Annotated in this window: 20 protein-coding genes; 5 read left to right on the forward strand and 15 right to left on the reverse strand. The window is 72.1% G+C overall.

All coding sequences use genetic code 11. The annotated features are described in order from the left end of the window. Positions 1-37: 37 nt before the first annotated feature. The 8 genes from EKG36_RS01340 to EKG36_RS01375 form a co-directional block, all read right to left on the reverse strand. Positions 38-1,594, reverse strand: coding sequence for an HAL/PAL/TAL family ammonia-lyase (locus EKG36_RS01340; protein ID WP_126480214.1), 1,557 nt, complete (start codon positions 1,592-1,594; stop codon positions 38-40). Then, positions 1,587-2,513, reverse strand: coding sequence for a lysophospholipid acyltransferase family protein (locus EKG36_RS01345; RefSeq protein ID WP_126480216.1), 927 nt, complete (start codon positions 2,511-2,513; stop codon positions 1,587-1,589). The genes EKG36_RS01340 and EKG36_RS01345 overlap by 8 nt, the downstream gene beginning before the upstream one ends. After that, the gene (locus EKG36_RS01350; protein WP_126480218.1) at positions 2,510-3,271 is read right to left on the reverse strand and encodes a glycosyltransferase family 2 protein; all 762 of its coding nucleotides are present in this window, start codon (positions 3,269-3,271) and stop codon (positions 2,510-2,512) included. The genes EKG36_RS01345 and EKG36_RS01350 overlap by 4 nt, the downstream gene beginning before the upstream one ends. Beyond that, entirely contained in the window at positions 3,261-5,030 is a 1,770-nt protein-coding gene (locus EKG36_RS01355; RefSeq protein WP_246007399.1) for an ApeI family dehydratase, read from the reverse strand. Before EKG36_RS01355 ends, EKG36_RS01350 begins: the two co-directional genes overlap by 11 nt. Beyond that, positions 5,002-5,577: a COG4648 family protein gene (locus tag EKG36_RS01360; RefSeq protein ID WP_126480220.1), complete on the reverse strand. Its 576-nt coding sequence runs from the start codon at positions 5,575-5,577 to the stop codon at positions 5,002-5,004. The genes EKG36_RS01355 and EKG36_RS01360 overlap by 29 nt, the downstream gene beginning before the upstream one ends. A 20-nt stretch (positions 5,578-5,597) precedes the next feature. Next, a complete protein-coding gene (locus EKG36_RS01365) occupies positions 5,598-5,861 on the reverse strand; it encodes a phosphopantetheine-binding protein (RefSeq protein WP_126480222.1) in 264 nt (87 codons plus the stop codon). Positions 5,862-5,898: 37 nt separating this feature from the next. Next, positions 5,899-6,585 (reverse strand): beta-ketoacyl synthase chain length factor, encoded by a 687-nt coding sequence (locus EKG36_RS01370; RefSeq protein ID WP_126480224.1) that lies wholly within the window; start codon positions 6,583-6,585, stop codon positions 5,899-5,901. A gap of 116 nt (positions 6,586-6,701) precedes the next feature. Continuing rightward, complete coding sequence (locus EKG36_RS01375) at positions 6,702-7,565, reverse strand: MurR/RpiR family transcriptional regulator (protein ID WP_126480226.1); 864 nt, start codon at positions 7,563-7,565, stop codon at positions 6,702-6,704. Between the two features lie 228 nt (positions 7,566-7,793). Here EKG36_RS01375 and zwf point away from each other — a divergent pair, with 228 nt between their 5' ends. From zwf to EKG36_RS01395, 4 genes are all read left to right on the forward strand, one after another. After that, on the forward strand, positions 7,794-9,302 hold the full coding sequence (gene zwf / locus EKG36_RS01380) for a glucose-6-phosphate dehydrogenase (protein ID WP_126480228.1): 1,509 nt from the start codon (positions 7,794-7,796) through the stop codon (positions 9,300-9,302). A gap of 1 nt (position 9,303) precedes the next feature. Then, entirely contained in the window at positions 9,304-9,981 is a 678-nt protein-coding gene (gene pgl / locus EKG36_RS01385) for a 6-phosphogluconolactonase (RefSeq protein ID WP_126480230.1), read from the forward strand. Positions 9,982-10,014: 33 nt separating this feature from the next. After that, positions 10,015-10,677: a bifunctional 4-hydroxy-2-oxoglutarate aldolase/2-dehydro-3-deoxy-phosphogluconate aldolase gene (locus tag EKG36_RS01390; protein ID WP_126480232.1), complete on the forward strand. Its 663-nt coding sequence runs from the start codon at positions 10,015-10,017 to the stop codon at positions 10,675-10,677. A 309-nt stretch (positions 10,678-10,986) separates the two neighbouring features. Further along, positions 10,987-11,496: a hypothetical protein gene (locus tag EKG36_RS01395; RefSeq protein ID WP_126480234.1), complete on the forward strand. Its 510-nt coding sequence runs from the start codon at positions 10,987-10,989 to the stop codon at positions 11,494-11,496. 43 nt (positions 11,497-11,539) lie between these two features. On the opposite strand, the gene EKG36_RS01400 is transcribed toward EKG36_RS01395, so the two are convergent. Genes EKG36_RS01400 through ptsP form a run of 3 tightly spaced genes read right to left on the reverse strand, consistent with a single transcriptional unit; the run spans position 11,540 to position 17,123 of the window. After that, positions 11,540-13,288, reverse strand: coding sequence for a PTS fructose-like transporter subunit IIB (locus tag EKG36_RS01400; protein WP_126480236.1), 1,749 nt, complete (start codon positions 13,286-13,288; stop codon positions 11,540-11,542). After that, positions 13,285-14,259: a 1-phosphofructokinase gene (gene pfkB, locus EKG36_RS01405; RefSeq protein WP_126480238.1), complete on the reverse strand. Its 975-nt coding sequence runs from the start codon at positions 14,257-14,259 to the stop codon at positions 13,285-13,287. The genes EKG36_RS01400 and pfkB overlap by 4 nt, the downstream gene beginning before the upstream one ends. Then, positions 14,259-17,123, reverse strand: coding sequence for a phosphoenolpyruvate--protein phosphotransferase (ptsP, locus tag EKG36_RS01410; protein ID WP_126480240.1), 2,865 nt, complete (start codon positions 17,121-17,123; stop codon positions 14,259-14,261). The genes pfkB and ptsP overlap by 1 nt, the downstream gene beginning before the upstream one ends. A 240-nt stretch (positions 17,124-17,363) precedes the next feature. Between ptsP and cra the strand changes: the two genes are divergently transcribed. Continuing rightward, a complete protein-coding gene (gene cra, locus EKG36_RS01415; RefSeq protein WP_126480242.1) occupies positions 17,364-18,347 on the forward strand; it encodes a catabolite repressor/activator in 984 nt (327 codons plus the stop codon). Positions 18,348-18,373: 26 nt separating this feature from the next. On the opposite strand, the gene EKG36_RS01420 is transcribed toward cra, so the two are convergent. From EKG36_RS01420 to glk, 4 genes are read right to left on the reverse strand one after another with little or no spacing between them, the layout of a single operon-like run. Beyond that, complete coding sequence (locus tag EKG36_RS01420) at positions 18,374-19,324, reverse strand: carbohydrate kinase family protein (RefSeq protein WP_126480244.1); 951 nt, start codon at positions 19,322-19,324, stop codon at positions 18,374-18,376. A gap of 41 nt (positions 19,325-19,365) precedes the next feature. Next, complete coding sequence (locus tag EKG36_RS01425; RefSeq protein ID WP_126480246.1) at positions 19,366-20,244, reverse strand: aldo/keto reductase; 879 nt, start codon at positions 20,242-20,244, stop codon at positions 19,366-19,368. Next, a complete protein-coding gene (locus EKG36_RS01430) occupies positions 20,241-21,179 on the reverse strand; it encodes an aldose epimerase family protein (protein WP_126480248.1) in 939 nt (312 codons plus the stop codon). The genes EKG36_RS01425 and EKG36_RS01430 overlap by 4 nt, the downstream gene beginning before the upstream one ends. An 18-nt stretch (positions 21,180-21,197) precedes the next feature. After that, on the reverse strand, positions 21,198-22,166 hold the full coding sequence (glk, locus tag EKG36_RS01435) for a glucokinase (RefSeq protein WP_126480250.1): 969 nt from the start codon (positions 22,164-22,166) through the stop codon (positions 21,198-21,200). Between the last annotated feature and the right edge of the window lie 61 nt (positions 22,167-22,227).

Consider the following 22,227-nt stretch of genomic DNA (forward strand, 5'->3'; position numbering starts at 1 on the left):
GGGCGGTCTCCCTGAGGGGCCCGGCGGTGCCGGGCGTTCATTCCGGATAGAGGTGTCCGGCGAGGCGGGGCAGGCGCCGGCAGAGGCGGCGCAGCTCCGCCTCCATGGCCCGGTCCTCGACGACGAAGGACACCTCTTGGCGCAGGCGTTCCTGCCAGGCGGCCAGGGCCGGGGGCGGGGGGGCGCCGTCTTGGTCGCGGCGCAGGTCCAGGGCCTGACCGGCGGCGTGCAGCACGCCGGCGACGACCTGCTCGGTCAGGCTGATCACGCGCAGGGCATCGCGGGCGGCGATGGTGCCCATGCTGACCTTGTCCTGGTTATGGCACTCCGTGGAGCGCGAGAACACGCTGGCCGGCATGGTCAGCTTGAGGGCCTCCGCCGTCCAGGCCGAGACGCCGATCTGCAGGGCCTTGTAGCCATGGTTGAGGGCCAGCCGCTCGGGGGCGGCGCCGCTGAGGTTGGCGGGCAGGCCGTGGTTGTACCGCGGGTCCACGAGCAGCGCGAGCTGCCGGTCGAGCAGGTCGGCCAGGTTGGCCACCAGGGGCTTCAGGGCATCCATGGCGAAGGCCACGTGGCCGCCGTAGAAGTGGCCGCCATGCAGCACCTTGCCGGCCTCGGCGTCGATCAGCGGGTTGTCGTTGGCGCTGTTGAGCTCGCGCTCGAGCTGGTCATGGAGCCAGGGCAGGGCATCCTCGAGCACGCCGATGACATGGGGGGCACAGCGCGTCGAGTAGCGGTCCTGGAGGCGCGAGGGGTTGCGCGGGGTGGCGCCGGCGGCGGCCCCTCGGCCCAGATCGTCGCGCAGGCGGGCCGCGACGCGCTGCTGGCCGGGGTGCGGCTTGGTCGCGAAGAGGTCGGCATCGAAATGGTAGGGGTTGCCGTCCAGGGCCCAGACGCTCATGGCGGTGACGCGGCTGGCCAGGCGCGACAGTCGCTCGGCGCGGCCCCAGGCCAGGGCGGCCAGGGCGGTCATCACCGCGGTGCCGTTCATCAGCGCCAGGCCTTCCTTGGGGCGCAGCCGGTAGGGGGCCAGGCCGCGCTCGGCGAAGGCCTCGGCGGTGGGCCGGCGGCGGCCGCCGTCGAACACCTCGCGCTCGCCGCAGAGCACCGCGGCGAGGTAGGACAGCGGGGTGAGGTCGCCGCTGGCACCCACCGAGCCCTCGGCGGGAATTACCGGGACCACGTCGTGCTCGAGCAGCCAGGCCAGCCGCTCGAGCAGCGCCAGGCTGACCCCCGAGACCCCGCGGCACAGCGACACCAGGCGCACCAGCACCACGGCCCGGGCGGCCGACACGTCGAGCACCTCGCCCAGGCCGCAGCCGTGGAAGGTGTAGAGGTGGCGGGGCAGCTCCTCGTGGAGTTCGGCGGGAACGGCCCGGGTGCAGGCGTCGCCGAAGCCGGTGGTGACGCCGTAGATCACGCCGTCCTCCGCCAGCAGACGGTCGAGGAAGGCGGGGCCGGCGGCGATGCGCGCCCGGAAGCCGGGGTCGTCGGAGAGCCGCACCTGGCGGCGGCGGTGGGCCACGGCCTCGACGGCCGAAAGCGCGACGTCACGGCCGTCGAGGACCAGGGGCGGAGTGGTTGTATCAGTCATGGGCGTGCCAGAAGGGGAAGAAGTTGAACCACTGCAGGGGGTGTTGCCGGCACTGGGCGGCGAGCCAGTCGACGTAGCGCTGCATGGCCTCCGGGTACCAGGCCTCGCGGGCCCGGCGGCCGAGCCGCGTGGTGTCGTCGAAGGCGGCGAAGGCGATCCGGTAGGCGGGCCCCTCGCGCAGGCAGCTCAGGGTGTAGACCGGGCAGCGCAGCAAGGCCGCCAGCCGGAACGGGCCCTCCGGGAAGGGGGCCGGCCGGCCCAGGAAGGGCAGGCGCCGGGTGCGGCCGCGCTCGGCGAGGGGCACGCGGTCGGCGGCGATGACCACGAAGCCCCCGGCCTGGATGCGCGCCGCCAGGCGCATGGCGGTGGCCGGCGAGATATCGCCCACCTCGAGGATCTCCGGCCCCTGCCGGCCCGTGGTGCGGGCCAGCAGGCGGTTGAACTTGCGCGAGTTGCGGGTATGCATCAGCTGGGTCACATGGAAGTCCGGTCGGCGCTGGCCCAGCGCGCTGCAGATCTCCAGGTTGCCCAGGTGGGAGACCAGAATCAGCCCGCCCCGGCCGCCGCGGATGGCGGTGTCCAGCCGCGCATGGTCCTCGGGCGCGATGCGCACCGCGGGGGGCAGGCCGCTCCAGGCGTCGACCTTGTCCATCAGCGCCTGGCCGAAGGCCATGAAGTGGCGCAGGCCCAGCAGGCGCGGATACCGGGGCGGCTGCCCGGCGTGGTCCGGCCAGATGCGGGCCAGGTACTCCCGGGAGGCGCGGCGCGGCAGCGGGTGGCTGAGGTAGTAGTAGAGCACCACCGGGCCCAGCGCCAGGCGGAACGGAAGCCGGCCGAGGTGGCGGCGGATCCACACCATGGCCCGCATCCCGGCCAGGGTGCCGCGCTCCTGGATGTGCGCCCAGTGAGTGGCCCTCATGATGGCGGTCCTTCCGAGCGCCGGCCCGCGACCAGGCGAGGCAGCCGGCGCAGCATGCCGAGCAGCAGCCGCGCGTGCATCACGGCCAGCAGCAGGTTGTCCCGCCACAGCGCATAGTGGGAGACGCCGTCCAGGGGGTAGTGCACGCGCACCGGCAAGTTGGCCACCGGCCAGCCGGCCCACAGCCAGCGCACCGGCAGCTCGGTGTCGAACTGCATGCGGTCGCCACAGTCGTGGCGGGTCACCAGCCGGTTGGTCGCTGCCACCGGGAACAGCTTGACCCCGCACATGGTGTCGCGCAGCGCCAGCGACAGGGTGCTGATCCACACCAGCACGTGGGTGGCGTAGCGTCCGTAGAAGCGGTGGCGGGGCACGCTGGCATCGAAGCGGGGGTAGCCGATGCGCAGCTCGCCGGGCGCCTCGGCCAGGCCCGCGAGGAAGGGCGGCAGGTCCTCGGGGGCATGCTGGCCATCGGCGTCCACCTGCAGGGCATGGGTGAAGCCCCGGCGCTCGGCCTCGCGCAATCCGGCCTTGACCGCGGCGCCCTTGCCGCGGTTCTGCGGCAGGCGCAGCAGGAGGGTGTCGGGCTCCCGGGCCAGGGCGTCGAGCACGGCCACGCAGTCCGCGTCGCTGCCGTCGTCGACCAGCAGTATCGGGACGCCCAGCGGGCGCACGCCGGCACAGGTGGCAGCGATGGCCGTGCCATGGTTGTACACGGGGATCAGCACGCAGGGGCGAATCGCCTGTTCAGCGGCCATGGCCGACCTCCCCCGGGGCGAGGCGCACCCGGCCGCGGGCATGGCAGCCGCGTCGGCCGGTCAGCGTGAAGGCCAGGCGTGGCCCCTCGGCAGGGGGCTCCAGGGCCAGCTCGAGGGTGGCCCGCTCGCCGGGCAGCAGCGGCTGGGGGAAACGCACCCGCTCCAGGCCCCGGAACTCGCCGGCCAGGGCCAGGTGCTCCTCGGCCAGGGCCACCGCCCACTGCACCATCACCACCCCCGGCACCACCGGCTGCTCGGGGAAGTGGCCGGCGAGGTAGCTCAGCCGCTCGGGCACTTCCAGCGTCACCCGGCAGGCCGCCGGGCCATCCTTCTCGACGCCGAGCCAGCGGGGGCGTCGCGGGTCGTCGAGGTCGCGGAACAGGCGGGCCACCTCGGCCGCGCCCAGCTTGCCCTGGGCATTGCGGGGCCAGGTTGCGACGAAGCGCCAGTGGCGGGGCATCAGCGAGACGGGATAGGCGGTCGACAGGGCGTCGCGCAGCTCGGCCACCCGGGCGCGCCGTGCCTCGCGACACCAGGGCAGCGCCGCGGTGGCGAGCTGGAGCACGGCCCCCAGGCGATGGGGGCGTCCCGGCAGCGGCAGGGCATGCGCCCGCAGGACGTCCGGATGGCGGGCGAGGCGTCGCTCCAGGCCGCTGAGCGACAGCCGCTTGCCGCCCACCTTGGCGATGCGATCGGCCCGCCCCAGCAAGCGGAAGCCCGCCGGCCCGGGGGCGATGCGATCTGCCTGGGGCTGCCAGCCGGGGCTCGCGAGATAGGGAGAGCGCAACCACAGACCCCCCGCGTCGTCGGCGCGCACCTCGACGCCGGGCAGGGGCGTCCAGGCCTCGTCCCGCTGCTGGTCGCGCCAGGCGATCCCGCCGGTCTCGGAGCTGCCGTAGATCTCCTCGACCGGCGCGCCGAGCACCCGGCGGGCGTGGGCGCTGGCCGTGGCCGACAGGGGTGCGCCCGAGGAGTGGACGCGGGCCAGCCGGTCGGTCGCGGCCGGCGGGAGGCCCGTCTCGGGCAAGCGCTCCAGGGGCGGCGGGGCGCTGACCAGCACCGCGCCGGGCGGGGCCATGGGCGCGTCGGCCAGCCGACCCAGCCAGGCGCCGAGCGTCTCGGGAGTCCGGCAGGCGGCCCCGGCCAGGGGCGCGTCCTCGCAGAGCGGGCGCAGGATGCCGAACAGCAGGCCGTAGATGTGCTGGTGGCTGACCTGGCTGATCACCAGCCGGCCCTCGAGGGGCCACAGCCGGGCATGGGCCGCCAGCTCGGCGTCGAGCTGGGCGAAAGTCTTGTCGATGCGCCGCGGCTCGCCGGTCGAGCCCGAGGTATAGAGCGACACGGCCAGGCGCGCCGGGGCCAGGGGCCCCCAGCGGGGCGAGGACGGCGTGGCATCGGCGACAAGGCCATCGGGGATGTCGCCGAGGGCGGCGCGGCATTCGGCGGCGAGGGCCCCGAGGGTCTCGGGACGCTCGTCGGCCGGCAGCACGGCGCTGTCGCCACGCGTCCACAGCGCGAGCAGCGCCGCGGCGAACTCCCGGGGGCAGCGACAATGCAGCAGCCAGCGCTGGCCGGGGCCGTCCAGGGCGTCCAGGGCGTCCAGCCGGCGCTGCCAGGCGCCGATGCGCCCATGAAACTCGGCCCATGAGACGGGGCGTCCGGCATCGGCGTCCCAGGCGGCCATTCGCGACGGGGCGACATGGCGCCAGGGCTGGCTCGTCAAGGGGGCGTCACTCACTGGCCGAGCGGGGGTAGTCACGATGGCGGTTCCTGACACGTTGGCGGATGCACCACTCGGCGGCGAACAGCGCGGCGCCGAGGGCGTAGGCGATGGCGCCATTGTACAGGGTCCAGAGAGCGAGGTCGGCGGCCAGCGCCGTCCACAAGGCCAGGCTGCCGTTGACCAGGAAGAAGCCGCACCATAGCCCCGTGACACGCCGAGTGTAGCGGACCCCGGCGGCGGAGAGGTCGGGGTCCTGGCGACGGGCGAGACGTTCCACCACGCAAGGGGGGCGGCACAGCGAGGTGGCGAACACCACCAGCAGCCCGGCATTGACCGCCACCGGCCAGGCCCTGACGCCGAGCTCCGCCCGGCCCAGGACAACCATCGCCAGGGCGGCGAGGCAGGGGACCAGCGCCCAGCGACGATGGGCGGCGGGCAGTCGCCAGGCGGCCAGCAGGACGATCAGCCCCAGCAGGGGGGCGGCCCCCAGGCGGGGCAGCAGGACCAGCACCAGCAGCGGCCAGGCCAGCAGGCCGGCGGCGGTCAGGGCCGTGACGAGGGACGGGAAGCGCGAGCGGGACATCGCCGGGAAGGACCGCCGGCCTAGTCGTTGCGCCGGGCCTCGACCAGGGCCGCCAGGCTTCGCAGGCTGGCGAAGTGGCGGCGAGCCTCCTCGCTTTCGGCCTCGAGCTGGATGCCGTAGGTCTTCTGCAGCGCCAGGCCCAGCTCGAGGGCATCGATGGAGTCCAGGCCCAGGCCCTCGCCGAACAGCGGCGCGTCGGGGTCGATGTCCTCCGGGGTGGTGTCCTCGAGCTCCAGGGTCTCGATGATCAGCTGCTTGAGTTCGTGTTCCAGTGGGGTCGACATGGGCGGCTCCTTCGTCCAGGGGGGATGTCGAGTCGGGTCAGGGGGCCAGTCGCCAGCTCAGGCGGCGGCCGGGGCAGCGCAGCGGGGCCTCGCCGAGCAGCCAGCGGATGACGTCCGTGGGCTGCGGGGCTCGGGAGGGTGCGGCGTCGGCCGGGAGGGGCGCGGCGGTGATGGTGCGGCCCGTGGCGGTGCCCAGCCGCATGGCCACCGCGGCCAGCTCGACCTCGGGAGTGTCCGCCCCCCGGAAGCGCCCGGGCACCGGCGCATCGCTGAAGACCACGACGACCGAACTTTCGCCGTCGGCCAGGTAGCCGCGGGCCTCGCCGAACAGGGCGGCCAGCTCGGTCCCCGAGGCCGCCAGGGCCTGCTGGGAGCGGCGGTTTCCCGAGGCGATCGAGTGAACACCGAGGATGGCGTTATGCACCGAGAGACCGAAGCGGGCGGGCGAGACCGGCTGGCCGACGGTGAGCGCCTCGAGCATCTGCAGGGTGCGCTCGCCGTCGCCATGGCGCGAGGCATGCACCAGCACCTGGCTGGCCTCGGGATCGAGTGCCTCGAGCATGTCGCTGACCGCGCGGCCGGGCAGATTGAGGCGGCGCCGCAGCATGGCCGGCACGGCCTTGCCGGCTGGGCGTTCCTCCCCCGACAGGCGAGGCTCGTCCGCTCGGGCCCGGCCGGGCCACCAGGCACGCCAGTCCTGCAGGGTCAATGGCAATGGGGTCATCGCGGCTCCCTGTCATGGTCGGCCCCCTCAGGGCCGGGAGGTCCTTGTCTGCTATGACCGCCGCAGTGACCGGATGACTCCGCGCGCCAGCCGAGCGGAGGCCCGAGACGCCGGCTTCATTCCCCGCTGCCGGCGGGGAAGCGGGTCGGCTTCAGGCTGTCCTTGATCTTCTTCAGGTGGGGCAGGAAGTCCTCGCCGCGACGCAGCGTCACGCCGGTGGCGAGGACATCGATCAGCGCCAGCTGGATCATCCGCGAGGTCATCGGCATATAGTGGTCGGTGTCCTCCGGGGCGGTCACTGCCAGGGTCTCGGTGCACTCGTCGGCCAACGGCGAGTCGGGGGCGGTGATGCCGAGCACGACGGCGCCATTCTCCCGGGCCACCTGGGCGATGTCCACCAGCTCGCGGGTACGGCCGGTGTAGGACAGGATCACCACCACGTCCCCGGTATGGCAGGACGCGGCGACCATGCGCTGCATCAGCACGTCGACGTAGGCCGACACCGGGATGTTGAAGCGGAAGAACTTGTGCTGGGCGTCCTGGGCCACGGCGCCGGAGGCGCCCAGTCCGAAGAAGTGCAGCTGCTTGGCCTGGGTCAGGTAGTCGACCACCCGCTCGACCCGCGCGGAATCCACCTCGCGGCGGGCCAGGTCGAGGGCGGCGATGGTGGCGCCGAAGATCTTGCTGGTGTAGTCGCCGGCTGCGTCGCCGGGCTCCACCGCCTGGCTGACGTAGGGGGTACCGCCGGCCAGGCTCTGGGCCAGCTTGATCTTGAAGTCCGGGTAGCCCTTGGCATCGAAGCTGCGGCAGAAGCGGTTCACCGTGGGCTCGCTGACCGAGGCGGCATGCGCCAGACTGGCGATGCTCATGCTGGTGGCGGTGCCGGGGTCGGCGAGGATCACGTCGGCGACCTTGCGTTCGGAACGGTTGAGCTCATCGAGTCGGTGGCGGATGCGGTCCAGCAGATCGTGACTGACCATGAGCGAGTGTGTCTCCCTGACGGCGGGGCGCGTCGGACGCCACCGGTTGAGTCTAGATGGATGTGGTGATTTAACTACAAGTTGGGGCGCATCCTAGCGCGTCCCGAGGGGGGCAAGCCACAGGCCCTTGGTCGAGGGTTGGCATTTAGTAGTAATTTTACAAAATATTTTGGATGCTGGCGTCGCGTTACGCTAGAATTTTGCTAAGTTAACCAAATGGGGGCGGATATGAGCCAACACAAGCGGCCCGGCGAGGCGCGGAGCTCGGGTGACTTCGACACGGAAATCGATCTCGCCCTGTTCGGCGCGCTCGGCGATCTCTCGCAGCGCAAGCTCTATCCGGCGCTCTACCAGCTCGACCGGGAGGGGCTGCTCGACGAGGGCACCCGCCTGCTCGGGGTGGCGCGTCAGGAAGTGGACGCCGAGGGCTTTCGCAGCAAGGTGGAGGCGGCCCTCAAGTGCCACGTCAAGGCGGAGGAGATGGACCGCGCGGTGGTCAAGCGCTTCCTGGCCCGCCTCGACTACTGTCAGCTGGATGCCACTCAGCCGGAAGGCTATGCGGCCATCCGCGAGTGGCGCCAGGCGGGCAGTAGCCGTCCCCTGGTCGTCTACCTGGCGGTCGGCGCCAGCCTCTACGGCGACATCTGCCGCCACCTGGAGGCCAGCGGCAGCCTCGACGCGCGCAGCCGGGTGGTCGTGGAAAAGCCGATCGGCTTCGATCTGGTCTCCAGCCGGGAGGTCAACGACGCCATCGGTGCCGTCTTCCCCGAGTCGCGGATCTACCGCATCGACCACTATCTGGGCAAGGAGACGGTCCAGAACCTGATCGCGCTGCGCTTCGCCAATCCCCTGTTCGGCACCCAGTGGAACCAGAACCACATCTCCCACGTGGAGATCACCGTGGCCGAGAAGGTCGGCATCGAGGGGCGCTGGGGCTACTTCGACAAGGCCGGGCAGCTGCGCGACATGGTCCAGAACCACCTGCTGCAGCTGGTCTGCCTGATCGCCATGGACCCGCCCGCCAACCTCGATGCCGACGCCATCCGCGACGAGAAGGTCAAGGTGCTCAAGGCGCTCAAGCCGTTCACCGACGACATGCTGGGCCGCGACGTGGTGCGCGGGCAGTACATCGCCGGCACCAGCGATGGCCAGAGCGTGCCGGGCTACCTCGAGGAAGACGACGCCAACACCGACAGCCACACCGAGACCTTCGTGGCAATGAAGACCGGGGTGTCCAACTGGCGCTGGGCGGGGGTGCCGTTCTACCTGCGCACCGGCAAGCGCATGCCGGCCAAGATGTCGCAGATCGTCATCCACTTCCGCCAGCAGCCCCACTACATCTTCGACCCCGACCAGCGCGCCCTGGCCGCCAACAAGCTGGTGATCCGCCTGCAGCCCGAGGAGGGCATCGCGCTGGAGGTGCTGACCAAGGACAGCGGCCTGGACAAGGGCATGCGCCTGCGCAAGGGGCCGCTGCACCTGGACTTCAACAGCGCCTTCGCCAAGTCGCGGATCCCCGATGCCTACGAGCGATTGCTGCTCGAGGTCATGAAGGGCCAGCAGTACCTCTTCGTGCGCCGCGACGAGGTGGAGCACGCCTGGCGGTGGTGCGACAGCCTGATCGCCGCCTGGCAGGACGACCAGGCCCCGCGGCGCTATCCCGCCGGTTCCTGGGGGCCGGTGGCCTCGATCGCGATGATCACCCAGGATGGCCGTAGCTGGTACGAGGACTACTGAGATGAGCGATTCCACCCCGACACCCCGCGAGCGACTGGCTCACCAGCTTGCCGAGGCCGTGGCCGAGGCCCTGAGAAGCGACCTGGCCCGGCGCGAGCGGGCCCTGCTGGTGGTGTCCGGCGGCTCGACCCCGGTGCCCTTCTTCCATGCCCTGGCGGCCATGGCGCTGCCCTGGTCGCGCATCGACGTGACCCTGGCCGACGAGCGCTGGGTGGCCGAGACGGCCGACGACAGCAATGCCCGCCTGGTGCGCGAGCACCTGCTGCGAGGCGCGGCCACCGAGGCCCGCTTCGTGCCGTTGACCAGCGAGGCCGCGACCCCCGAGGAGGGAGCAGCCGAGGTGGGCCGGCGCATCGCGGAGCTGAGCTGGCCGGCCAGCGTGGTGATCCTCGGCATGGGGGGCGATGGCCACACGGCCTCGCTGTTCCCGGACAGCCGGGAGCTCGAGCTGGCGCTGTCCACCGACGAGCCGGTGGTGGCGGTGCGCACGCCGAGCCAGCCCCAGCCGCGCATCACCCTGAGCGCCGATCGCCTCCACCAGGCCTATCGTCACTACCTGCACATCACCGGCGAGGAGAAGCGCGCGGTCCTCGGCCGGGCCCTGGCCGGCGACGATACCCGCTCGCTGCCGATCCGCGCCTTCCTGGCCAGCCCACTGAGCATCCACTGGGCGCCCTGAGCCCTCGACGGACCCGATTCCTGGAGCCACGATATGACCATCGAAAAACAGCTGCCTTCCACCCGCACCACCGAGATCGACAGCATCTGCCTCAAGGCCGAGGTGATTCCGGTCCTGGCGATCCAGCGCGTGGAAGACGCCGTGCCCCTGGCCACTGCCCTGGTCGAGGGCGGCCTCAGCGTGCTGGAGGTCACCCTGCGCACGGACTGTGCCCTGGAGGCCACTCGGCGCATCAAGGAGGCCCTGCCCCAGGCCAGCGTCGGCATCGGTACCGTGCTGACCCCGGCCCAGTACCGCCAGGCCGAGCAGGTTGGCGCCGACTTCGTGGTGACCCCGGGCACCACCGAGGCCCTCTACCGTTATGGCGTGGAAAGCCCGGTGCCGATGCTGCCCGGCGTGGCCACCGTCTCCGAGCTGATGATCGGCTGGCAGTTTGGCTACCGGCGCTTCAAGTTCTTCCCCGCCGAGGCGAGCGGCGGCGTCAAGGCGCTGAAGGCCTTCGCCGGTCCGATCCCCGAGGCGCGCTTCTGCCCCACCGGCGGCATCAACCTGGACAACGCCGATGACTACCTGGCGCTCGGCAACGTCATGTGCGTGGGCGGCTCCTGGCTGACGCCCGCGTCCCTGGTAGAGGCCGAGGACTGGAAGGCCATCCGCCAACTGGCCCGGGAAGCCGCGGAGCGCTTCCACCACTGAATCACGAGTGAGTCTCTCTCGACAGCCAGTCGCTGTCCTTGCGCCCCGGTCGCCCTGGCCGGGTTTTTTTTGTCGGCATCCGGCGACGCTCCCAGGGGGAAGGCCGTCGGCAGATGACGCGGCATCCGGGCACCATTGGCTCGCATCGCCCCGGATGCCGTAGCGAGAGTAGTGCGTCAACCTTGCGCCTTGGCGGCGATCTTCGCTGCAGCACTTCCTGCGGGTTTCTCGGGTTGGTCCGTTCCTTGCTTGTTCTTTATGTCGTCGCCAGATGGCATCTTGTCCCATCGGAACACGAGGAAGCGACTCATGAACGATATGACGATTCTCACCCTGCTGCCCCAGGAACGCTTGATGCTCGCCAGTGGCCTCGAAAACCGGGATCTGCAGCGCTACCGTCGGCTCGCCCAGGGCTTTGCCTCTGGCCACGCCGACATCAGCCGCGTGATGGAAGGGCTTGGCGTCGCGTGTGAACAGCAGCTCAAGGCCCTGCTGAAGGCGGCGGAGCGCATGGAGCTGGGCGCCTGCGTCACCCGGGGGGATGAGCCGGCAGAGGGCTCGGCCAGCATCGCCGGGGCGCAAGCGTTGCCGGCGGTGGACGCGCGCGGAGTGAACGAGGTGCTGGAGGACGCGCTGGAGGCCGCCGACGAGGCGAGCCGGTTATCCCGACTGCTGCTGGACACCAATGCCACTCCGGAACTCGAGATGCCCCTGATGAGCTTCGCCCGCCACAAGCAGGAGGAGTGCGGCGTCCTGCGGGAGTGCTTGACGGTTCACGCCGAGCAAGCGGCGGCGCCCCGCCGGGCAGTGTTCGCCTGAGCGGCCTGCCCAGGGGGCGCCAGTCGTTGCGGTCGGGGCTGGTTCAGGCACTGGCCTCGACCGCCACCGACTGGTCGCCGCGCTTGAGCGCGGCATAGCCCAGGCCGGTGATCAGGGCGCCGGCGACGATGGCTGCCAGATACCACACCACCGGGGTGATGGCGTTGGGAATCAGCAGCACGAAGATGCCGCCATGGGGTGCCATCAGCTTGGCGCCGACCAGCATCGACAGCGCCCCGGTCACGGCACCGCCCACCATGCAGGCCGGAATCACCCGCAGCGGATCCTTGGCGGCGAAGGGAATGGCGCCCTCGGTGATGAAGCAACAGCCCAGCACCAGCGACGCCTTGCCGGCCTCGCGCTCGGGCTCGGAAAACTTCGCCTTGGCCACCAGGCTGGCGATACCCATGCCGATGGCCGGCACCATGCCGGCGGCCATGATCGCCGCCATGGGGGCGTAGGTCTCGGAGGCCAGCAGGCCCACGCCGAAGGTGTAGGCTGCCTTGTTGACCGGCCCGCCGAGGTCGAAGCACATCATCGAACCGAGCAGGATGCCCAGTAGCACCGCGTTGGCGGAGCCCATGTTCTCGAGGAAGGTAGTGAGGGCCGAGAGCAGGGCAGCCACCGGTTCGCCGACGACATAGATCATCGTGAGGCCGGTGACCAGGCTGGCCAGCAGCGGAATGATCAGGATCGGCTTGAGCGACTCGACGCTGGCCGGCAGCTTGACGTAGCGGGTCACCGCCTTGGCGGCGTAGCCGGCCAGGAAGCCGGCGAGGATGCCGCCGATGAAGCCGGCGCCAATGTTCGAGGCCAGCATGCCGCCGATCATGCCCGGGGCGATCCCCGGCCGGTCGGCGATGGAATAGGCGATATAGCCAGCCAGCACCGGGATCATCAGCGCGAAGGCGGTGCCCCCGCCGATCTGCATCAGGGCCGCGGCCAGGGTGCCTTCCTCCTCGAAGGCCTCGATGCCGAACACGAAGGACAACGCGATCAGCAGGCCCCCGGCGACCACCATGGGCAGCATGAAGGACACCCCGGTCAGCAGGTGCTTGTAGACGCCCTTCTCCTTGACGCTGGTCTTGCGCTCGCCCTCGCCGGCCTGCGCGGCCGCCGTGTCCTCCACCTCGGCCTCGGCCAGCGCCGCCTCGATGGTCGGGCGGGGGGTCTTGAGGGCGTTACCGGTGGAGGTGCGGTAGATCCGCTTGCCGGTGAACCGAGCCGGGTCGACCTCGATGTCGCAGGCCAGGATCACCACCTCGGCGTCGCGGATCTCCTCGTCGGTGAGCTGGTCCTGGGCGCCCACCGAGCCCTGGGTCTCCACGCGGATCGCATGACCCAGGCTCTTGCCCGCCTCGGCCAGGGCCTCGGCGGCCATGAAGGTGTGCGCCACCCCGGTGGGGCAGGCGGTGACGGCGACAATGCGGCTGCCGTCGCCAGCCTTGGCCGGGGCGGCGGACAACGCCTCGGGATGTGGGACGTAGGGCTGGGCCTCGCGTGCGGCCCGCTCGAGGAAGGTCTGGGGAGCGGGCAGGGCCTGGTCGATGGGCGCCTGGAAGAGCCGCTTGCCGTCGAAGCGCTGTGGTGCGGGCACCTGGTCGGCGGCGACCACCACCAGGTCGGCGGCGGCAATGGTCTCGGCATCGACCGGCTGGACGGGCTCGAGCTCGCCGTGCATCTCGACGTGGGCCTGCCAGCCGAGTCGGCCGGCGGCCTGTTCGAGCCGACGGGCGGCGAGAAAGGTGGTGGCCATGCCGCTGGGGCAGGCGGTGATGAGGATGACGTTCATGCGAGAGCTCCCCCTGCGTCGCCACCGGGCAAGTGGTGGACGCGGGTCTGTTGTTGGAGTTGAGGGAAATCGGCGGCGTGAATGTCGCCCACGCCGACATGGCGAACGGCGTCGGCGGAGAGCGCCGTGGCCAGCCGCAGGGCCTGGTGGGGCGCCTGGTTCGACAGCACGCCGTGCAGCATGGCGGCGAGCAGGGTGTCGCCGGCGCCCACGGTGCTGGCCACCTGAAGCCGCGGCGGCAGGGCCTGCCAGGCGCCGCGCCGGCTGACCCACAGCACGCCGTCCGGACCGGCGGAGAGCAGCGCCTCCTCGATGCCGGCGGCATGCAGGGCCCGGGCGGCCTCGAGGCGTGCCGCCGCGCTGGTCAGGTCGCGGCCGGCCCAGGCCGCGAGCTCGTGCTCGTTGGGCTTGACCGCGGTGGGGCCGGCGGCGATGGCGGCGGCGAGCGCCTCGCCGCTGGTGTCCACCCAGACCGGCAGCTCGGCGGCAAGCAGCCGGTCGATCAGGTCGGCCAGGGCCTCGGGGGTGACGCCTGGCGGCAGGCTGCCGGCGATCACCACCGCCTCCGGGCGGCGGCGCGGGTTGCCGGCCAGGTCATCGAGCCAGGTCAGCAGCCGGCCCCAGGCGTCGGCGTCGATGGCCAGCCCCGGACCGTTGATGTCGGTGACCCGGCCGTCGGCCTCGGCGAGCTTGGCGTTGATGCGGGTCTCGCCGGGGACCCGCAGGAAGGCATCCTCCACGCCCAGCGCCTCGAAGGCCCGCAGGAAGGGGCCGTCGTTGTCGGCGCCCAGCAAGCCCGAGACGCAGACCTCGTGGCCGAGGGCGACCAGCACCCGGGCCACGTTGACGCCCTTGCCGGCGGCCTCGAGGTGGGTCTCCCGGGTGCGGTTGACCGCGCCGGGCGCCAGGCGGTCCAGCGCCACCGACAGGTCCAGGGCGGGGTTCAGGGTCAGGGTCAGCAGGCGGGCCATCAGCGGGCCTCCAGGGCGTCGCGGACCGCCTCGCTGGTGGCCTGGGCCAGGGCGATCCCGGCCAGGGCCCGGGCCTTCTTGAGGCCGAACTCGCGCAGCCGAGCCTTGACCAGCGGCACCTGTCGGGCGCTGACCGACAGCTCGTCGACGCCCAGGCCCACCAGCACCGGCACGGCGGTGGCATCCGAGGCCAGTTCGCCGCAGACCCCGACCCACTTGCCCTGCGCGTGGGCGGCCATCACGGTCATCTCGATCAGCCGCAGCACCGCCGGGTGCAGGCCGTCGGCCTGGGCGGAGAGCTCGGGATGGTCGCGGTCGATGGCCAGGGTGTACTGGGTGAGGTCGTTGGTGCCCACCGAGAAGAAGTCGACCTCGGCGGCCAGGCTGGCGGCCAGCAGGGCGCAGGAGGGCACCTCGATCATCACCCCGAGCTGCAGGTCGATGGTGCGCTCGGTCTCGGGGATCTCGTCCAGCAGGCGATCGACGATGGCCCGGGCGGCGCGGAACTCGGCGACGTCCTTGACCATGGGCAGCATGATGCGCAGCGGCTTGCCGACGGCGGCCATCAGCAGGGCGCGCAGCTGGGTCTCCAGCACCTCGGGCCGGGTCAGCGACAGGCGGATGCCGCGCAGGCCCAGGAAGGGGTTGGCCTCCTGGGGCAGCGGCCAGTAGGGCAGCGGCTTGTCGCCGCCCACGTCCAGAGTGCGGGCCACCAGCGGCCGGCCGTCCAGGGCCTCCAGGGCCTCGCGATATTCCTCGATCTGGGTCTCGAGATCGGGCTCCCGGGCATGGGCCATGAACAGGAACTCGGTGCGCAGCAGGCCCACGCCCTCGGCGCCGCGGCTCACGGCATCAGCGGCATGGGCGGTGTTGCCCAGGTTGGCGGCCACCTCGACCCGGTGCCCGCAGCGGGTGCGCGCCTCTTCGAAGCGCGCCTCCCAGGCCTCGGCCTCGCGGCGCCGATGCTCGGCCAGGCGCTGCTCGGCGGACTGGCGGCGCTCGGCGGAGGGGGCGGGGGTAACGCGGCCGCGCTCGCCGTCAAGGATCAGCTCGGTGCCGTTGTCCAGGGTCAGCACCCGGGGGCCGGCGCCCACCACGGCGGGAATCCCCAGGGCCCGGGCGAGGATGGCGCTGTGGGCGGTCGCGCCCCCTCTCGCCGTGAGCAGGCCGCGCACCCGGTCGGTGTCGAGGCGCGCCACGTCGGAGGGGCCGATGTCGTCGGTGACCAGGATATAGGGATGGTCCGGCGGTTCGGGCAGCTCGACCCGGCACAGGATGCCCAGCACCCGGCGGCCCACGTCGCGCAAGTCGGCGGCACGCTCGGCGAGCAGGCGGTCGGCGAGCCGCTCCTGGGCCTGGGCCGCGGTGTCGATGGCCTCCCACCAGGCGGCTTCGGCGGAGGCGCCCTCGGCGATGCCCTCGCGGGCGGCCTGGTGCAGTTCCGGGTCGCCGAGCATCTCCTCGTGCATGGAGAGGATCTGGGCCACCTCGCCGCCGCGGGCCTGCTGGACCAGCGCCTCGAGCTGCTCTTTCCCCTCGTGGATCGCCGCATCGAGGCGGCGGTTCTCGGCGGCGGGATCGGCGGCGCGGGCCGGATAGTCGAAGCGCGGGGTCATCAGCACGAAGGCCGGGGCGATGGCCAGGCCCGGCGAGGCCGCCACCCCGGGATGGGCCTCGTCGGCCGGCAGCGACTCCGGTGCCGGCGCGTCCTCGTCCGGGGCGATGGCCTCGCGGCTCGCGTCGAAGGGCATGACCCGCTCGCCGAGGCCGCCTTCCACGGCCCGACAGATCGCCTCCAGGGCGGCGTCGGCCCCCTCGCCCTCGGCGGAGAAGGCCAGCTGCTGGCCACGCCGGGCGCCGAGGTTGATGATCTTGGTCAGGCTGGTCGCGGAGACGGCATCAAAGCCGCCCTCGGCCAGGCGGACACGGATCGCGATGCCCTGGGCGCGGGCCTCCTGGACCAGCTGCTTGGCCGGGCGGGCATGCAGGCCGTGGGCGTTGAGGACCCGGGCGAGGCGGCGGCTGACGCTGGCCGATTCGCCGGCGAGGCGGGCCAGTAGGGTGGCGGCATCGGCCTCGCGCACGTCGCCGCCCGCCTCGCTCTCGAGCAGGGCGAGGATCCGCTCGAGCAGGCCGCGATGGGCCTCGCCCCGGGCGGCCAGGCAGAAGACGCCGGCCACCTCGCCCGCGTCCGTCTCCAGGGCCGTGGCCGGGGTGGCCAGCGACAGCGCCGGCACCTCGACGCCGCGATGGCTGGCCGCCAGCCACAGGCCCTGGCCGAGGGAAAGCGGCGAGGTCTCGGCCAGGGCGGCCACGAACTCGCTGGTCACGCAGCCGGCCTGGCGCAGCCGGGCGGCGCCGGCCAGGGCCAGCTCCTGGTGGTCGCGGGCGGGGAAACCCAGGCAGAGGGTCTCGGCGTCGAGGCGAGCCTCGACCACCGCCTTCGACAGCAGGCCGGCGATCTCGGCTCGGCTGTCGGCCCCGGCCAGGCGTTCGGCCATGCCGTCCTGGTCCAGTACGTGGGTCAGCTGGCGCAGGATATCCAGGTGCTCGTCGCTCTGGGCGGCGATGGTCACCAGCACGTGGACCCGGTTGCCGTCATGCCACTCGAGTCCACCGGGGAACTGCAGCACCCGGACGCCGGTGGCGCGGACATGGGTGCGGCTCTCCGGAGTGCCGTGGGGGATGGCGATGGCATTGCCGAGGTAAGTGGAGGACTGGGCCTCCCGGGCATAGAGGCCATCCCGATAGGTGGGGGCCACCAGTCCCGCCGTGTGCAGGGCGTCGGCGGCCTGATCCAGCGCGGCGCGCCAGCTCTCTGCCTGGCAGCCGAGCAGGATGTCGTCCTGGCTGAGCGTCAACATGGGCGTCTCCGGTTGTCGAGGGGGCGACGCCGGGGCAATCCAGGGCCCGAGGGGCGTGGCAGTCGCGTTTCACTCTCGTTGATCTTTCCTTCTTTGCTTGGGTGAATCGTGTCACCCGTGCTTAACTGAATGCTGGATCGATTCATCTTGCATGGCAAGGTCGATCGTCTACGACTTTGGCAGGGGGCAGGCGGGCGGTGGTCCGGCGTAGAATCCCCCCAACATCTCAAGGGGTAGACCATGACACTCGCCGAAATCGCTCGTCTGGCCGGGGTCTCGCGAACCACGGCCAGTTATGTCATCAACGGCAAGGCCGGGGAACGGCGCATCAGCCGAGAAACGGTCGACAAGGTCATGGCGGTGGTGCGCCAGCACCGTTACCGGGTCGATCCCCAGGCGGCGGCGCTGCGACGCGGCTCCAGTCGCACCCTGGGCCTGATCATTCCCGACCTGGAGAACGCCACCTATGCGCGGCTGGCCAAGCTCATGGAGCGCGGCGCCCGGGAGCAGGGCTACCAGCTGCTGATCGCGGGCTCCGATGATCGTCCCGAGGCCGAGCGCGACCTGGCGATTGCCCTGCGAGCCCAGCGTTGCGAGGTGCTGATCACCGCCAGTTGCCTGTCGATGGAGGACCCCTTCTACGCCGAGCTGCAGGCGGAGGGATTGCCGGTGGTGGCCGTCGACCGGGGGTTCGACCCGCGACGCTTCGCCAGCGTGGTCAGCAACGATGCCGAGGCCGCCGCCCAGCTGACCCGGTCGGTACTGGACGTCTCGGTGTCGCGCATCGCCTGGCTGGATGCTGTTCCCTGGCTGTCGATCAGCCAGGAGCGTCGCGCCGGCTTCCAGCAGGCCCTCGACGGCCGCAAGCTGGAGGTGATCATGCGGGGCGGGGAACGCTACGACCGCGCCGAGGGTGCGCGGCTGATGCGCTCGCTGCTCGACGAGCACGGGGCACCGGACGCCCTGGTCACGGCGTCCTACTCGCTGCTGGACGGAGTCCTGGATACCTTGCTGGAGGCCGGGGAATTGCTGCCTTCGCTGCGCCTGGCCACCTTCGGCGACAGCCGGCTGCTCGACTTCCTGCCGTTGCCGGTCAACTCGGCGGTGCAGGATCACGTGCGCATCGCGGCGGCGACCCTGGCCTGTGCCCTGGCCGCCTCACGCGGCGACTACCAGCCCGGGCGGGAGGTCATCCCGCGGAGCCTGAAGCGGCGCCCGGCTTGAGCCGGGCGGCCGGGCCTGAGCCGGCCTCAGGACTCGAGGTCGTCGCGGGTGGGCAGGGCGACGTAGGCGCCCGGGCGGGTGACGGCGTGGGCGCCGCAGCGACAGGCGAAGGCCAGGGCCGTCTCGAGACGTTCGGGGTCGCGGTGCCAGCCCTCCTCGACCCCGTCCTCGGCCAGCCGGGCCAGCAGGCCGCCGATAAAGGCGTCCCCTCCCGCGGTGGTATCCACTGGCTCGACTGCCGGCGGTGCGACCGCCAGTGACATGCCCACCCCCTCGGCGCGCACCGTGCCGCCGCCATCGGTGATCACGGCGAGCTTGACCCCTGCCGCCAGGCGTTCGGCCAGCCAGTTCGCCTCGGGGTGATCGCCGCGCAGGAAGTCGAGCTCCTCCCGGGACAGCTTGAGCAGGTCCGCGGCGTCGAGCAGTCGGGTCACCAGGCCGATGTCCACCTGGTCGTCGGGCCAGAGGTTATGGCGCAGGTTGGCGTCGACGCTGACCAGGCAGCCCACCCGGGCGGCCATTTCCGCCATGGCCAGGGTGGTCTCGGCGATGGCAGGCTCGGTGAGGCTGTTGCTGCACAGGTGGAGGATGGCCGGCTCGGCGAAGACGCCCGCCGGCAGGTGCTCGAGCCGGTACAGCAGGTCGGCGGCGGGCGGCCGATAGAAGTCGAAGGTCCGCTCGCCCTGGGCATCCCGCGAGACGAAGGCCAGCGCCGTACGCGCCTCGCGGGTCCGCGCGACCCCGGAGAGGTCGACCCCATGGCCGGCGAGCTCGCCGGCGAGGAAGTCGCCGAAGTGATCCTCGCCGAGCATGCCCAGGAAATGGCTCGGCACCCCCAGGCGTGCGCAGGCCACGGCCACGTTGGCGGGGGCCCCGCCGGCATAGGGGGTGAAGGTCTCCGGGCCGTCCCGGGTCTCTCCGAGGCGGCTGGACAGCATGTCGACGAGGGCCTCGCCGAAGGCGATCACCGGGGTCATGGGTGTCTCCTGATCGAGTGGTGGGTATCGGGCATGGGCGTTCAGGCGACCTCGTGGCCGCGGGCCGCCTCGAGCAGCGCGTACCAGCTGGCGCGGTCGAGGTCCTGGGCGGCGTCCCGCCGCAGTGTCGCGATGCGCTCGGCCTTGAGGCTGCCGATCACCGGCAGCGGTCGACCGGGCAGGGCGCGCAGCCAGGCCAGGGCCAGGCCGGCGGGGGAGGCGTCGCGCTGCTCGGCGAGGCGCGACAGCAGTCGGCCGGCCTCGCCCTGCAGGCAGGCACCGCCGCCCAGTGGCGACCAGGCCATGGGTACCTGGCCGTCGCCGACCACGGCGTCGAACAGGCCGTCGAAGAGCGGCTCGGCATGATCCAGCGAGAGCTGCAGCTGGTGGGCGACCAGGCGATGCGTCATGGCCGCCTGCAGCCGGCGCCACGCCTCGGGGAGGAAGTTCGAGACGCCCGCGGCGCCGATCTTGCCGGCGGCGATGGCGTCGTCCAGGGCGCGGGCGGTGGTCTCGGCGTCCATCAGCGGATCCGGGCGGTGGAGCAGGAAGTGATCCAGGTGGTCCACGCCCAGGCGCTCGAGGGAGGCGTCGATGGCTGCGGTCACGTAGGCCGCCGAGCTGTCGTAGTGCTTGACGGCGAAGGGTGAGGCGTCCCGCCCGGGGGCGACGATGCTGGTCTTGGTCACCACCCGGACCCGCTTCGCCAGCCCGGGGCGCGCCCGCAGGGCGTCGCCGAACAGCGTCTCGGCGGCCCGGTCGCCGTAGATGTCGGCGTGGTCGAACCAGTGCAGGCCCGCCTCGAGGCGGGCCTCGATCCAGTCGGCCAGTGTCCCGGGAGCATGCAGGTCGCGGGCCTCATGCAGGTTCATCATGCCCAGGGCGAAGGGGACGTCGAAGCTAGGGGAGTCGTCGTTCATGGCTCGCTCGTCAGGGAGAGGGTGGTGCCCAGCAGGTGTTGGGCGCCGGGGACCAGCCACACCGGATCGAGCCGGGTGTTGGCGGATTCGATGCACAGGAAGCGGCGGCCCGCCTCGGCGGGGGTGTCCGCCGGCAAGGCGTCGCCGGGGTGCCAGATCACCGCCGAGTCGCTGCCCTGGCGGGCGACGCGCAGCCGGCGGCGGCCGTCGTCGAGGACCAGCTCGGCATTGCTGTGGTAGATGCGGTCCAGGCCGCCGCGTACGCCCAGCTCGCCCTGCTGCTCGCGCTCGGCGAAGTCGGCCAGCTTGTCCAGGTAACGGGCGCCGGCCAGCCCCTCCACCCGGCAGGCATGGGCCTCGGCCACCGCCAGGTAGCTGTGCAGGGCGCCGGTGATCTTCACCGGGGTCTCGCCGACATGCTCGGTGATCAGCTCCACGTGCAGGCGCTGGGCGTTGGCCTGGATCACCGCCCGGGGGACCAGCTGGGTGTGCAGCCGCTCGACCGGGGAGAGGTGCAGCTCCACCCCCTCCTCGTGCTCGTCCACGGCCTCCAGGCCCCACTCGGCCTTGCGGGCCGGGCCGTGCATGGGGCCGGAGCGATCGGGCGACTCGTCGGCGGTGCGCTCGTCGGCGAACCAGGGCCAGCACAGCGGGATGCCGCCCCGGATGGCCCCGGGCAGGGCCTGGGGGGTGGGCGTGATCCATAGCCAGCCGCCGGGTACCAGCGTCTCCTCGGCGTCGCCCGCTGGGAGGGGGGCGGCGGGTCCGGACGGCGCGGCGCCAGCCGGTTGGTAGTGCAGGACCTGGGCGCCCTGGAGCGATACGGCAAGCTCGCCCCAGGGTTCCCGGGCCAGCCAGACCTCGCGGCCGGCCCAGTCGGCACGGCGCTGGCCGTGGGTGGCGTCCAGCAGGGCGCGCAGGGATGCGGGTATCATTCGACCTCCTCCGTCGAGCTACTCGACCTCTTCATTGTGCAGGGCCTCGGCGGCGCCCAGCAGGCCGGTCCAGGGCGCGGTGACCACCTGGACGGGAATGTGGCCGGTGTAGGCGCTCATGCGGCCCTTGGCGGCGAAGGCCTCGAGGAAGCGGCTTTCCGGCAGCCAGTCGAGCAGGCGGGGCAGGATGCCGCCGCACAGGTAGACGCCGCCCCGGGCGCCGAGGGTGAGCGCGGCATCGCCGCTGACGTCGCCGAGGATCTTCAGGAAACGCAGCAGGGTATCACGGGCCACGCCGTCGCCGCTGCCGGCCGCCTCGGTGACCTCGGCGGGAGTGGCGTGGCGGGGGGGGGCGCCCTTCAGCGAGCAGTGGGCGAGGTACAGGTCCAGCAGGCCCTGGCCACAAAGCAGCCGCTCCACCGAGATCCGGCCATAGCGGTTGCGGAAGTGGCGCAGCAGGTTCTGTTCGCGCTCGTCGGTGGGGGCGAAGGTCACGTGGCCGCCCTCGGTGGGCAGCGGTATCCAGGCATGCCGGCCGGGGAAGACCCCGGCCACCCCGAGGCCGGTGCCGGGGCCGATCACCAGGCGTGCGGCGTGGGGTGCCGCCTCGCCGGCCTGGAGGCTGACCAGCTCCTCCTCGGCGACGTGAGGTACGCCCAGCGCCTGGGCCATGAAGTCATTGATGACCTTGAACAGCTCGAGGTCCAGGGCCTGCCTGACCTCGGCCTTGGTGAAGTCCCAATGATTGTTGGTCATCGTTACCCGTTCGCCGTGGACCGGGCAGGCAAAGGCCAGGCAGGCCTCGCGCGGGGCGTCGTCGCCGACGGCGCCGACCCGGGCCAGGTAGTCGCGGATCGCCGCCACCGGGCCGTCGTAGTCGGCGCAGGGCAGGCTCTGGATGTCATGGGGGACGACGGCGCCCGGCGTCACCAGCGCCAGGCGTGCGTTGGTCCCACCGATATCACCGATCAGGGCCGGTCGTGTCATGGTCTGGTCTCACGTGTTCGTCCAGGGGCGGGCTACCCTAGGGTATCGTCGCCAGGTCCGC

Source organism: Halomonas nitroreducens, assembly GCF_003966155.1.
GTDB lineage: Bacteria > Pseudomonadota > Gammaproteobacteria > Pseudomonadales > Halomonadaceae > Halomonas > Halomonas nitroreducens.